This window comes from Desulfarculaceae bacterium, from assembly GCA_020444545.1.
In the GTDB taxonomy this organism is placed as follows: domain Bacteria; phylum Desulfobacterota; class Desulfarculia; order Desulfarculales; family Desulfarculaceae; genus Desulfoferula.
This window is the reverse complement of record JAHLKT010000004.1, coordinates 371,529-384,624: the sequence shown is the minus strand read 5'-3', so window position 1 is coordinate 384,624 and position 13,096 is coordinate 371,529. Positions and strand designations below refer to the sequence as shown.

Below are 13,096 nucleotides of genomic sequence, written 5' to 3'. Positions count from 1 at the left end.
TAAGACCAATTTAGGGATACGTAAAAACCCCCGCGTCTGTCAACCGAAAAATTTTAGCCCAACGGCCTAATATGTTGGATAGCTGGAAATAATCAGTATGATCGAAAGGTAAGGTAAGGAGGTATTAAGGACAATGTAACATACCATTGGCCCTGTTTGACGGGTGCGCATCTCATTATGCGAGAAAATGCACAGCCTGGGCCGGGCCTGGGAGTGGAGTCACGGGGCGAAACGGCCTGGGCGGGCCGGCTAGGGCTAGCCGGAGCTGAATAAGATTTACTGCGCGAATAAGGTGGTGTAAGGTATTACCAATTTAGGCGTAGCCCCTAACGCCGGGAGCCATGATGAGCCGCTTCAAGCCGGTGCAACCCAAAAAAATCTCGGATCAGGTTTTCGAGCAGCTGCGGGACATGATCTTCCGGGGCCAGCTGAAGCCCCTGGATCAGCTGCCGCCGGAGCGGGAGCTGGCCCTGCAGATGGGGGTGAGCCGGCCCACGGTGCGCAACGCGGTGAGCCGTTTGGTAAGCCTAGGCCTGGTGGAGCAGCGCCAGGGGCAGGGGACCTTCGTGGCCAACCATCACGAGGGCCTGGAACGCAACCCATTGGGCCTGATGATCGAGGGCCAATCCCTGAGCCTTACCGAGCTCTTGGAGGTGCGCCTGGGTCTGGAGTGCAACAGCGCGGTGCTGGCCGCCCGTCGGGCCAACGAGGAGGACATCGTCCTCTTGGAGCGCAGCCTGGCCGAGATGAACGCCCAGATAAAAAAGGGCGGCCTGGGCAGCTCGGAAGACGTTTACTTCCACATGCGCATCGCCTACGCCACCAAGAACCGCCTGCAAGTGCAGCTCATGAAGCACTTCTATGACTACATGGCCGCGGGCATCCGCGAGAACTTGCAGATCCTTTACCAGGACCTGGTCAACGTTGACCTGGTGCATCTCCAGCACGAGAGGGTGCTGGCGGCCATCAAGGCCCACGACACCCACGCGGCCTTTGACTACATGCGCTCGCACATCAACTTCGTGATCGACTACTTCGAGAACCTCAAGGAAGCCTGAGGCGCTAGCAAGATCCGAAGCCCCGCGCCGGGGCGGCATCATATAAAAAAGAAGTTTGGAAGGGGAAGGCCGCCGGGGCGGCGCTAGGCCGTGGAGGGGTGTGCGGTTTGGTCCACCCGCCACGGGAGCGTGACGGCTATGGCCGACAGGGGGATATGCGCGGCCAGAAAAAACCTTGTTATGCCGGGGATGGCTCCCCTCGGGCTGGGTAATTGAACGGCCGAACAGGTGCGCCCCAGTAGAGCAATCCGCCGCATCCCCCCTTTTCCCCCAACCTCTTAATCTTTTCTACCCTATGCGCTTTCGCCGCGCCTCACCGCCGCTACAGGCTGCGGTTGAGCTTCTGGCGCAGGGCTTTTATGCCCTTGACTACCAGCTCGGCGGCCTCGCCGGCCGAGCGCACCCGTTTCAGGCGCTTGAGCAGGCTGCCCGGGCTGAGGTTGGGCAGGGCCTGGGGCAGGTCCGGGAAGTGGCGCTGATGCACCTCGAAGTAGTGGTACATCGCCTTGTTGATCTCCTCGAAGCCGAAGCCGGGTTGCAGGAACAAGGGGGTGTAGAGCTCGCCCCACACGTTGGCGTGGGCCTCCACCTTGTAATACTCCGACCAGGACCAGTCCGCCGGAAGGTAGCCCTTGTCCATGGCGATCTTTTCCAGGAGGGTGCCGGGGTAGATCTTGGCCGGGCCCAGGGGCATGCGGTCGATGACTCCCACGTGGCTGTCGATGAACTCCACCGTCTTGTGGGCCGAGGCCAGGGTTTCGCCGGGGTTGCCGACCATCAGGAAGGCCTTGACGAAGATGCCGCGCTCCTTGGCCCAGGCTGCTGCCTGCTCCAGCTGCTCCACCCGGAGCTTCTTGCCGATGCACTGGCGCACGTTCTCGTCGGCCGACTCCAGGCCCATGGAGATCATGTAGCAGCCCGACTCCCGCATGACGTCCAGCAGCTCGGGGTCCACGGTGTCTGCCCGCACGTCGCACTCCCAATGCACCTGGGCGCCCCGGTCGATGAGCTGGGTGCACAGCTCCACCAGGCGCTTGCGGTTGAGCGATAGGATCGAGTCGTAGAACTTGATGCCCTTGATGCCGTAGCGCTCTTTGAGCATGAGGATCTCGTCCACCACGTCGGCCGACTCGCGGGCGGTGTAGCTGCTGCCCCACATGGCGGTGGAGGAGCAGAAGGCGCAGCCATAGGGGCAGCCCCGCGAAGACAGGGTGGAGAGCCCAGGCTCCTCGCTGATCTGCATGGGGCTGATGTAGCGGTGGCCCTGAATCAGGTCATAGTCCGGCCAGGGCAGGCGGGAGAGTTCCTTGATGCGCTCGCGGCCGGGGTTCACCGCGATGCCCGCCCCGTTGCGCCAGGTGAGGCCCTTGATGGGGCCGAAGTCGCGGCCGCCGCCGGCCACCTGGTCGGCCAGCTCGCTCAAGGTATCCTCGCCCTCGCCGCGCACCACGCAGTCGATGGCCGGGACGTGCTCCAGGGTGTCCAGGTCGGTGAAGGTGGCGTGGCTGCCCCCGAAGACCACCAGGGTCTCGGGGTGCTCGGCCTTGGCCGCCTGGGCGATGGCAAAGCTCTCGAAGCGGGTGTTGCTGGTGCCGCCCACGCCCACCATGACCGGCCGGTAATCGCGCAAAAAGGAGCGCACCAGGGGCGCCAGCTCCTGTGGCTCGGCCAGTTGCATATCCAGCCAGGCCACCTCGAAGCCCTGCTTCTGAAGCACGGCGGCCAGGATGGCCAGGCCGGTGGGGGTGTAGGAGAGGCCGCGGTTGGAGGCGTATTCCAGACCGGGGTTGATCAGAGCGATTTGGGGCTTGCCTGACATGAGACCTGTTCTGCTCCTGGGCGCGAGTGGGGTAGGCGGCTGCCCGGGGGCGGCGGGCGAACCTGGATTTAATGTACCATTGTAGACGGCCCGAGCCATCAAGGGGCTTTAAAGTTGACGGCTCCTGAAAAGGCTATATATCATCAAGGTATAAACGACACTTCCTACGCGGCACCACCAAAGAGGTAACGAAGATGGATGATTGCCAAGTACAGTACAAAAAGATCATGGCCGCTATCGACCTTTCCAAGTACTCCAAGGACACTTTTGAGCACGCCCTGGTCCTGGCCAAGGGGATGGGGGCCGAGTTGGTGTTGGTCAATGTGATCAACACCCGCTATCTGGATACCGTGGAACGCTACGGCGGAGCGGGGCTGGGCATTGACCGCGAAAAGGCCATTGCCGAGGCGCAGGACAGCCGCCGCGAATCCATTGAGAAGAAATTCCTGTCCCAGACTCAGGGTGTGCCCACCCGCCTGGTGTTCCGCGAGGGGCTGCCCTGGGAGCAGGTGATCAAGGCGGTGAAGGACGAAAAGGCCGATCTGTTGGTGGTGGGCAGCAAGGGCCGCAGCGACGTGGCCGGGGTGCTCTTCGGCTCGGTGGCCGAGAAAGTGCAACGCCACAGCCCTTGCCCGGTGCTCATCATAAGGGGGCCGGACCACTGCCGCCTGTCCGAGTAGGCGGGTGCTTTATCCCGGAAAATAAAGGCCCCGGCTAGGCCGGGGCCGCCTTGCGGCGGCGGGTGTAGCGGCGCAGGGCCCAGGTGAGCAAGGCCAGGGCGGCCAGCACCGCCAGGCCCACCAGTGCGTCCTGCCAATGGGGCTCGCGCCAGAGGCGGTGCAGCCGGTCGGCGAACACGGTGATGGCCAGGGTGTTGGGCAACACGCCCAGAAAGGTGCCCAGCACATAGGGCCAGAGAGCGACCCTGGTGGCCCCGGCCGCCAGGTTGACCACCGTGAAGGGGGCCACCGGCAGGATGCGGGCCAGGATGATGGTGCTCAGGCTGTGGTCGGCCAGGCGTTGGGTCAGACGGCCCAGCCTGCCGCCGGACCACCGGCCCACCTTGTGGCGGCCCGCCGCCCGGCCCACCGCGTAGAGCATCAGCGAGCTGGCCATGCAGCCCAGGAGGGCGTAGGCCGCGCCCCACCAAGGGCCGAAGATGAGCCCGCAGGCCCCGGTGAGTATGGCCACCGGCACCATGGCCGCGCCCGCGGCCATGTACACCGCCATCACCGCCAGGGAGGCCAGATGGGTGCCCTTGAGCTTGGCGGCCCAGGCGGCCAGGGTGGATTCCTGCAGCAGGCTGTCCAGGGGCGTGAAGCGCCACACCGCGGCCAGGCCCATGAGCAACAGGGCCAGAGCGCCCCACTTGAGCCAGCGGCGCCAGTGGGGCTGTTCCGGGGCCTCGTCTTTTGGCGGGGGCGCTTGAACGGGGGCCATGGTCTGCTTCCTGGGCGCGGGGCCCGTCTAGGCGGAGCCCTCGCGCAGCCGGTTCTTGATCACCTTGCCCGAGGCGGTGCGCGGCAGGGCCTGGACGAACACCACCTGGCGAGGCAGCTTGAACTTGGCCAGGCGGGTGCGCAGATGCTCCAGGATGCGCTCCTGGGTCAGCTCGGCTCCCTGGCGGGGCACCACGAAGGCCATGCCCGTCTCGCCCCAGCGGGGATCGGGCATCCCCACCACCGCCGCCTCGGCCACATCCTCCAACTCAAAGATGGCGTGCTCCACCTCGGCCGGGTACACGTTTTCGCCGCCGCTGATGTACATGTCCTTCTGGCGGTCCACGATGTACAGAAAGCCGTCCTCGTCCAAACGGCCCAAATCGCCGGTGTGGAACCAACCGCCCGCGAACACCTCCCGGTTGGCCTCGGGCTGGTTCCAATAACCTTGCATGATGTTGGGGCCCTTTAGCAACACCTGGCCCACCGAGCCCACGGGCAGCTCCTGGTCCTTGGGGCCAGCGATCTTGAGGCGCACATGCATGTGGGGCCGCCCCACCGAGCCCCGCTTGGCCCAGGCGTATTGGGGCAAGAGCACCGTGGTGGAGGGCGAGGCCTCGCTCATGCCGTAGCCCTGCTGCAAGGTGATGCCTAGCTCATGGTACTGCTCGATGAGCGATGGCGGCAGGGGAGCCCCGCCGCTGAAGCACATGCGCACCTTGTCAAAAGCGCCGGGGTCGAAATCCGGCGACTGGATCAGCAGCAGATACATGGCCGGCACCGCGAAGAACAGGGTGACCTCTTCCTCGCGCAGGCGGCGCATGATCTGGGCCAGGTCGAAGTCGCGCTGGGTGACCACCGAGGCTCCCACGTAGATGAGCGACAGGGTGAACAGGCCGATGCCTCCGATGTGGAACATGGGCAGCACCACCAGCTCGCGGTCCGCGCTGGTGAACTCCAGGTCCACGTGCAGGTTGAGCGCGTTCCACATGCTGTTGGCCTGGGAGAGCACCGCGCCCTTGGGGCGGCCGGTGGTGCCCGAAGTGTAGACAATGAGGTGGGGGCAGGTGAGGTCCACCGCGTAGTCCAGTTCGGGCTCTTCAGCCGACTGGGCGGCCAGGGCGGCCTCGTAGGAGCCGGCCTCGCCATGGTCCTCGCCTCCCAGCACCCACAGCCGCTCCAGCTTGGCGGCCGGGGTGATCTGGGCGGCCAGGTCCTCAAGGCCGGGCGCGAAGATGAGGTGGCGGGTCTGGCTGTCGCTGAGCTGATAGATCAGCTCGGCCGGAGTGAGCCGCCAGTTGAGCGGCACCAGGATGACCCCCAGCTTGGCCGTGGCCATCACCGCCTCCACCCACTCCAGGCAGTTGAGGGCCAACATGCTCAGGCGGTCGCCCCGCCGGAGGCCGCCCTCGGCCAGGGCCCGGGCCAGTTGGTTCACCCGCTGGTTGAGCCGCGAGTAGCTGATGCGGCGCTCTCCGTCGATTACCGCGATGCGCTCGGCGCTGAGCACGGCCCGCCGCGTCAGCCAATGACCGATCCCCCCCATGAAAGCCTCCTCCACCCCACCCGGGGCTGCTGTTTATCTGAATTTTGATGGATTGAAGCGGGCCGGAAAAAAAGACAGGGCTAGCCGTCCTTCCGGAGGCCCCCTGGCTTGCGGGCGGAGCGGTGGGGGCGCCGCCTACAATTGGGCCAAAATAGCAGGGAATTATCGGGAAGGCAAGGGCCGATGATTGCGCGGCTCAGACGGCAAGCACCGGGCAAAGATAGGGGCCCTCGGGCATCACCGCCACGCGGGGATAGGCGGCCAGCAGTTCTTGCCAGGCCGCGCCCAGGTCGGGAACCTGCTCCAGACCGAAGGCGGCGGCCTGTTCCGGGGTTACGCCCGGGGAATGCAACAACACCCGCTCCATGTGATCCAGGCATTGGAAGTAGCACTGGGCCCCCCACTGGTCCACCACGAAGTCCTCCGGCGCGCCGTGGGCCGCGCGGAAGCCGGCCGCGTCGCCGCAGCGGGTGACCATGGCGCAATACTCCGGGCTGCCCAGGCCTTCGCTGGCGGCCACCAGCCAGAGCACCGCGCCGCCGGGCCGGGTTATGGGCCGGGCCGCGAGCAGGCCCTTGGAGGCCTGGTACAGGGTGGCGTCCAGGGGGTGGCCCCCGCCGTTGGTCACCACCAGGTCGAAGGGCTGATCCACCCGCACCACGCTCTGGCGGGCGGCCAGGGCGCAGCCTTGGTCGTGGGCCTCGGGGAAGGCCCCGGCGAAAATGCCCAGGAGGCGGCGCTCACGGTCGATGACCACGTTGAGCAGGAAGTCCAGGCCCGCCTTGGCGCCGATGCGGCGCACCTGCTCCTGGAAGGGGTTGTCCTCCAGGCGGCCCCCGGCCAGGCGGGGGTCGGCCACCATGGCGTAGGAGTGCATGTGCTTCATGCTCTCAAGGCTAGCCACGCCGGGAAGGATGGACTTGGCCCCGCCCGAGAAACCGGCAAAGGGATGGGGCTCGATGAGCCCGGTGACGATTTTTAGCTCCGCTTCCAGGTACAGGCGGTTGAGGGCGATGGGGTTGCCGTCGATGCGGCCGATCTCCGCCAGGGCCCCGGCGTCGCGGCAGTCGTGGTTTACCACGCGATAGGCCCCGGCCACTTCGGGCCCCAACAGCTCGATGAGCTCGGGGCCGGTGTTGGCCCGGTGCATGCCCGTAGCGATGAGTATGGTGATGCCTTCTCGCGGCATACCGGCGTTTTCCAGCGCGGCCAACAGGGGCGGCAGGATGAGCGGGTTGGGCACCGGCCGGGTGATGTCGCTGACCACCACGCAGGCGCTACGCTTGCCCCGGGCCAGCTGGGCCAGGGGCGGCCCGCCCAAAGGCGCGGCCAGGGAAGCGGCCACCGCGCCCACGGGATCGGGCAGGGGAGGCAGGGCGGTGCCCTCCAAGAGGGTGACGCGCTCTTGCTGCTCGGGCGTGAGGGCCAGTTCCACGAAGTCGCGGCCCATGGGTATGGCGATGCGCGGCAAAATCGGCTCCAGAGAGGTCCATCGGTTGCCGGTAAGTTCGGCATTGTCGAAACCAAGACGCATATGCCGAATAAATGCCATCCTAGAGGCGACGAAGCGGGGTGTCAAGTCTGGCAAAACTATGAGAAGGGGGCTTGACATGGGCGCCTCGATTATAATATGAAAAATATAGCCAAATTAATTCGAAATATTCGAAAGGCATTCCTGAATGCCGAATCAGTCCATAAAGCGCGCTGCCGGTCTTTTGTCCCTGTTCTCCTATGCCCGCCCCCAGATGGGGGTCAGCGAGATGGCCAAGGAGATGGGCCTGCCCGTGGGCACGGTGCACGGCCTGGTGCGCACCCTGCAAGAAGAGGGCTTTTTGGCCCAGGACCCCAAGACCCGCCAATACCGCCTGGGCATGCGTTTGCACGAGCTGGGCTCCATCCACATGGCCACCCTGGAGCTGAACCAGAAGGCCACCATTCCGCTGGGCTACTTGGCCCGCGACACCGGCCTGGTGGGGCGGTTGGGGGTCTTGGAGCGCGACGTGCTGGTGGTCACCCTGGACACCATGCCCCTGGGCAGCTCCTACGCCGCGCCCTACATCGGCGCGGCGGCCCCGGCCTTTTGCACCTCCATGGGCCGGGCCATATTGGCCTTCTCGCCGCCCGAGGTGCTCGATGGCTATCTGGAACGGGTGGAACTGGTGAAGTACACCCCCCACACCGTGGTGGACCCCGAGGAGCTGCGGACCGAGTTGGAGCTTTCCCGCGAGCGGGGCTATTGTTTGTCCCGCCAGGAGTTCCTGTTGAACCTGGACAGCCTGGGGGTGCCCCTGTTCGGCGAGGGCGGGCAGGTCTGCGGGGCCATCAGCCTAAACGGCGAGCCCCAGCGCCTGGGCGAGGCCGAGCTGCCCGGCTTGGTGCGCAAGGCCATGGACGCGGCGGGGGAGATTTCGCGATACTTGGGTCATTATCAATACCTTGATCCGCGCGCCCGCCGGGCCTGAAGGCGGCGCGGGGAGCCATGGTTGGAGCGAAAGACGTTTCCCACATAAGGGGAGGAAAGAAAATGAAAGGCAAGCTTTGGCTGATTCTGGCCCTGACCGCGGCCCTGGGCCTGGCCCTGGGCGGCGCGGCGATGGCCAAAACCATCAAGATCGGCATGGTGGACTGCTACAGCGGACCGCCCAGCACCTATACCAACGACGTGCGCGACGCCTTCAAGCTCTACATCAAGAAAGTCAACGCCAAGGGCGGGGTCTGGGGCAACAAGTTCGAGGTGCTCACCCGCGACAGCAAGTTCAAGGTGGACCTGGGCCTGGCCGCCGCCAAGGAGCTGATCATGCGCGAGGGCGTCTCGGCCCTGGTGGGCACCATCAACTCCGGCCTGGCCCTGGCCATCAGCGACCTGGCCCAGCGGGAGAATATCCCCTTCTTCGCCACCTTCTCTAAGAGCGCCAAGATCAGCGGGGCCAAGGGCCACCGCTACGTGTTCCAGATCACCGAGAACACGGCCATGATCGGCAAGGCCGCCGCGGCGGGCCTGGCCAAGAAGCCCTACATCAAGTACTGGATCGCGGGCGACGACTATGAGTACGGCCACGCCGTGGCCGACGGCGTGTGGCAGAACCTGAAGAAGCTCAAGCCCGAAGTGAAGCTGCTGGGCCAGAGCTGGTGGAAGGTCGGCGAGCCCGACTTCACCCCCTACATCACCGCCATCCTGGCCGCTAAGCCCGACGCGGTGATCGTGGCCACCGGCGGCCGCGACTGCGTGCCCTTCCTCAAGGCCGCGCAGGCCACCGGCTTCAACAAGAAGGTCCCCTTCTACATGCACACCGCCACCGAGCTGGCCACCCTGCGCCCGGTGGGCAAGGGCGCCCCCGAGGGCGTGATGGGCACCAGCAACTACCACTTCTATTATCCCGACAGCGCGGCCAACAAGGCCTTTGCCAAGGAGTTCCAGGACGCCTATGGCCGCATCCCCACCGTGGGGGCGCTCTACGGCTATATCACCGCTCAGCTCATCACCGGGGCCTATCAGAAGGCCAAGACCATGAAGGGCGACAAGTTCGTGGACGCGGTGGAAGGCATGAAGGTGAACACCCCGGTGGGCACCGTGGAGCTTAGGGCCTATGACCATCAGGCCCTGCTGCCCATGTACTTGGGCACCACCAAGAAGTCGGACAAGTACGACTTCCTGGTGGCCGACGGGATCATCGACATCACTCCGGCCGAAGCCGCGCCCGACGTGAACGAGATCAAGAAGGCCCGCGGCAAGTAAGACCGCCCGCCGTATTGGCATGAACCAACCCGCCGGGGCGGAGCCCCTCTCCGCCCCGGCGGGCCCTGGCGCGGAGGCCATCGCAGCCGCATGGAAATCGCCAGTCACATAACCCTGGCCGCCCTGGGACAGCAGGTGCTGGTGGGCCTTAGCCGCACCACCATCTTGTTCATCGTGTCCTCGGGCCTGAGCCTGATCTTGGGGGTGCTCAGAATCCCCAACATCTCCCACGGCTCCCTGTACATGATCGGGGCCTTTTTCACCTACAGCGTGGCCAGCTTCGTGGGAGGCTCGGCCGGATTCTGGGTGGCCTTGGTCCTGGCGCCCATCGCGGTGGGGCTCCTGAGCCTGTTGGTGGAGCGGGGCATCTTCTGCCACCTCTACGAACGGGAGCATCTGATGCTCCTGTTGTTCACCTTTTCGCTCATGCTGGTGCTGGGCGATTTGGTGAAGCTGACCTACGGCTCGGACTACCGCTCCCTGGCCGCGCCGGTCATGTTGCAGGGCTCCTTCTCCCTGGGCAATCTGCCCTTCCCGCGCTACAACGCCTTCTTGCTCCTGGTGGGGCCGCTGGTGGCCTTTGGCCTCTGGTTCCTCACCAACAAGACCAAGATCGGCAAGATCGCGCGGGCCGCGGCGGTGGACCGGGAGATGGTGGCGGCCATGGGCATCAACGTGAGCTGGGTCTTTGCCTTCGTCTTTTGCATCGGCTGCCTCTTGGCCGGCCTGGGCGGCGCGTTGGTGGCCCCCACCCAGAACATCACCCAGGGCATGGACCACGCCATTGTCATGGAGTGTTTTCTTATCGTGATCATCGGCGGCCTGGGCAACATGTGGGGCGCTCTCTTGGGCGCGCTCATCTTCGGGCTCACCTCCTCCATCGGCATCTTGGTGTGGCCCCAGTTCGCCATCGTCTTCCCCTACGTGGCCGTGGTCATCGTGCTCCTGCTCAGGCCCAAGGGCCTGCTGAAATCCACCTGGTGAGGGGAGGCGAGCGGTGCGAGAGAAAATTGTAAGCCCGCGCGGCCTCATCCTGGCCGGAGTGATCCTGGTGGTGCTGGCCTTTTGGCCGGCCCTGGCCACCCGTTACTACACCTACTTGGTGGCTTTGATCCTGGTCACCGGCCTGCTGGCCAGCAGCCTGAACATGGTGCTGGGCTTCGGCGGCATGTACCAGTTCAACCACGCGGTGTTCTACGGGGCCGGGGCCTATGCCGCCGCCCTCCTGACGGTGCGGGGCGGGCTGAACCCCTGGTGGGGCTATCTGCTGGGCCCCCTGGTGGCCGCCGCCCTCAGCCTGGTCATGGGCATCATCTGCGTGCGCCTGAGCAAGCTCTACTTCGGCATGTTGCAGATTTCCCTGGGCAGCCTGGTGTGGGCCATCGTGTTCCGCTGGTACTCCTTCACCGGCGGCGACGACGGCATGCACGGGGTGCCGGTGCCGGGCCTCATCGGCTCCATCGACGGGGCCTACTGGTTCACTTTGATCGTGACCGTGGTCTCGTTGGCGGTGATGTACCTCATCGTGAACTCGCCCTTCGGGCGGGTGTTCCAGGGCATCCGGGACAACCCCGAGCGGGCCGAGGCGGTGGGGGTCAACGTGATGCGCCACCAGCTCATCGGCCTGGTAATCGCGGGCTTCTTCGGCGGGGTGGCGGGCACGCTGTTCGTGACCGTGGAAGGCAGCGTGTTCCCGGACATGATGTTCTGGACCCTGTCCCTGGAGATCTTGATCATGTGCCTCCTGGGCGGGTGGTTCACCTTCCTGGGGCCCATGCTGGGGGCGGCGATCATCGTGATCCTGCGCACCGTGGTGGGCATTTACACCGACTATTGGACCCTAGTCCTGGGCATCATCCTCATGCTGTTGATCTTCTTCCTGCCCGATGGGGTGCTGGGCTACTTCACCGCCCTCTTTGGCCGCAAGCGCGCCGGCGGGGAGGAGAGCTAGCCATGCTGTCGGTGCAGAATCTAAAGAAGTCCTTCGGCGATTTCATGGCCGTGTCCGATGCCAACCTGGAGGTGGCCGCCGGGCAGATGGTGGCCGTGATCGGCCCCAACGGCGCGGGCAAGACCACCCTGTTCAAACTGATCACCGGCCAGCTCAAGCCGGACAAGGGGCTGATCCTGTTCAAGGGTGAGCATATCGGCGGGCTCAAGCCGCATAGGGTGTGCAGCCGGGGCATCAGCCTGAGCTACCAGGTGGTGAACCTCTTCTCCCGCATGACCGTATTGCAAAACGTGCAGGTGGCCGTGCTGGCCCGCCAGAAAAAGGTGCTCAAGCTCTTCACTCCCGCGGCCCGGGTGGCCATGGACGAGACCTGGGAGATAATCAAAAGCGTGGGTCTGGAAGACAAGGCCCATCGCGTGTCCGGGACGCTCTCCCACGGGGACAGCAAGGTGCTGGAGCTGGCCGTGGCCCTGGGCAACCGGCCCGAGCTGTTGATCATGGACGAGCCCACCGCGGGCATGAGCCCGGACGAGACCCGCTCCACCATGGCCCTGATCCAGCGGCTCACCAAGGAGCTGGGCCTGACCATACTATTCTGCGAGCACGACATGGAGCTGGTCTTCGGCCTGGCCGACCGCATCATGGTCATGCAGCAGGGGCGCACCATCGCCCAGGGCACCTGCGACGAGGTGCGCTGCGACGAGCAGGTGCAGCTCGCCTATCTGGGAGGCCACGGCGATGCTTGAGGTCAAGGGCATCCATACCTACTACGGGCTGAGCCACATCCTCTTCGACGTAAGCCTCAAGGTGGAGCGCGGCGAGGCGGTTTGCATCCTGGGGCGCAACGGCGCGGGCAAGAGCACCACCATGCGCTCCATCATGGGCCTGACCCCGCCCAAGAAGGGCTCCATCGTGTTCAAGGGCCAGGATCTGGCCGGCGTCAAGCCCCACCTGCGGGCCCGTCTGGGCCTGGGCTACGTGCCCGACGACCGCCGGGTCTTCGCGGACCTCACCGTGGGCGAAAACCTGGAGATCGTGGCCCGCCCCGGCCCGGGGGACGAGGCCTGGACCAAGGAGCGGGTATACGAGTTCTTCCCGCCCCTGGCCGCCATCGACGGCCGCAGGGCCGGGTTCCTGAGCGGCGGGGAGCAGCAGATGCTCACCATAGGCCGCGCCCTGATGGTCAACCCGGACTTCCTGCTCCTGGACGAGCCCACCGAGGGCCTGGCCCCGCTGGTGGTGAGGCTCCTGGCCGAGCAGATCGCGGCGCTCAAATCCACCGGGCTCACCGTGCTCTTGGCCGAGCAGAACCAGGAAGTGGCTCTGGGGCTGGCCGATCGGGGCTACATCATCGACAACGGAGTGATCCGCTTCTCGGGTTCTATCGAAGAACTGAAGGCCAACGAGGAAGTCCGCCGCAAGTACCTCATGGTATAGACGGGGCCGGCTTCGCCAGGAAGCGGCATCCTGCGTTGTCGGCCTGGGCTCGGGCCTCGAAGTAGGTCAGCCTACGCCTCCGGCCCTCGCCGGCCGACCGCCTTGTCTGC

12 protein-coding genes are annotated in these 13,096 nt (G+C 65.4%); 8 read left to right on the top strand and 4 right to left on the bottom strand.

Features of this window, described 5'->3' with window-relative positions; all coding sequences use genetic code 11:
- Positions 1–344: 344 nt before the first annotated feature.
- Positions 345–1,058: a FadR family transcriptional regulator gene (locus tag KQH53_13605; protein MCB2227709.1), complete on the top strand. Its 714-nt coding sequence runs from the start codon at positions 345–347 to the stop codon at positions 1,056–1,058.
- A 322-nt stretch (positions 1,059–1,380) separates the two neighbouring features.
- Here the strand turns inward: KQH53_13605 and KQH53_13600 are convergent, their stop codons facing one another.
- Positions 1,381–2,877, bottom strand: a complete 1,497-nt coding sequence (locus KQH53_13600; GenBank protein MCB2227708.1) for a B12-binding domain-containing radical SAM protein — start codon at positions 2,875–2,877, stop codon at positions 1,381–1,383.
- A gap of 194 nt (positions 2,878–3,071) precedes the next feature.
- Between KQH53_13600 and KQH53_13595 the strand changes: the two genes are divergently transcribed.
- Positions 3,072–3,557 (top strand): universal stress protein, encoded by a 486-nt coding sequence (locus KQH53_13595; protein ID MCB2227707.1) that lies wholly within the window; start codon positions 3,072–3,074, stop codon positions 3,555–3,557.
- 34 nt (positions 3,558–3,591) lie between these two features.
- Here KQH53_13595 and KQH53_13590 read toward each other — a convergent pair whose 3' ends face one another.
- The 3 genes from KQH53_13590 to larA form a co-directional block, all read right to left on the bottom strand.
- Positions 3,592–4,317: a TVP38/TMEM64 family protein gene (locus KQH53_13590; protein MCB2227706.1), complete on the bottom strand. Its 726-nt coding sequence runs from the start codon at positions 4,315–4,317 to the stop codon at positions 3,592–3,594.
- Positions 4,318–4,344: 27 nt separating this feature from the next.
- Complete coding sequence (locus tag KQH53_13585; protein MCB2227705.1) at positions 4,345–5,862, bottom strand: long-chain fatty acid--CoA ligase; 1,518 nt, start codon at positions 5,860–5,862, stop codon at positions 4,345–4,347.
- 196 nt (positions 5,863–6,058) lie between these two features.
- The gene (gene larA / locus KQH53_13580) at positions 6,059–7,333 is read right to left on the bottom strand and encodes a nickel-dependent lactate racemase (protein ID MCB2227704.1); all 1,275 of its coding nucleotides are present in this window, start codon (positions 7,331–7,333) and stop codon (positions 6,059–6,061) included.
- Positions 7,334–7,541: 208 nt separating this feature from the next.
- Here larA and KQH53_13575 point away from each other — a divergent pair, with 208 nt between their 5' ends.
- From KQH53_13575 to KQH53_13550, 6 genes are all read left to right on the top strand, one after another.
- Positions 7,542–8,324, top strand: a complete 783-nt coding sequence (locus tag KQH53_13575) for an IclR family transcriptional regulator (GenBank protein MCB2227703.1) — start codon at positions 7,542–7,544, stop codon at positions 8,322–8,324.
- Between the two features lie 62 nt (positions 8,325–8,386).
- Positions 8,387–9,598 carry an ABC transporter substrate-binding protein gene (locus KQH53_13570; GenBank protein MCB2227702.1) on the top strand — a complete coding sequence of 404 codons (1,212 nt, stop codon included), beginning with the start codon at positions 8,387–8,389 and terminating at the stop codon, positions 9,596–9,598.
- 90 nt (positions 9,599–9,688) lie between these two features.
- Positions 9,689–10,582, top strand: a complete 894-nt coding sequence (locus KQH53_13565; protein MCB2227701.1) for a branched-chain amino acid ABC transporter permease — start codon at positions 9,689–9,691, stop codon at positions 10,580–10,582.
- 13 nt (positions 10,583–10,595) lie between these two features.
- Positions 10,596–11,549, top strand: coding sequence for a branched-chain amino acid ABC transporter permease (locus tag KQH53_13560; protein MCB2227700.1), 954 nt, complete (start codon positions 10,596–10,598; stop codon positions 11,547–11,549).
- 2 nt (positions 11,550–11,551) lie between these two features.
- Positions 11,552–12,295, top strand: coding sequence for an ABC transporter ATP-binding protein (locus KQH53_13555; protein ID MCB2227699.1), 744 nt, complete (start codon positions 11,552–11,554; stop codon positions 12,293–12,295).
- Complete coding sequence (locus KQH53_13550) at positions 12,288–12,986, top strand: ABC transporter ATP-binding protein (GenBank protein MCB2227698.1); 699 nt, start codon at positions 12,288–12,290, stop codon at positions 12,984–12,986. Before KQH53_13555 ends, KQH53_13550 begins: the two co-directional genes overlap by 8 nt.
- Positions 12,987–13,096 lie beyond the last annotated feature (110 nt).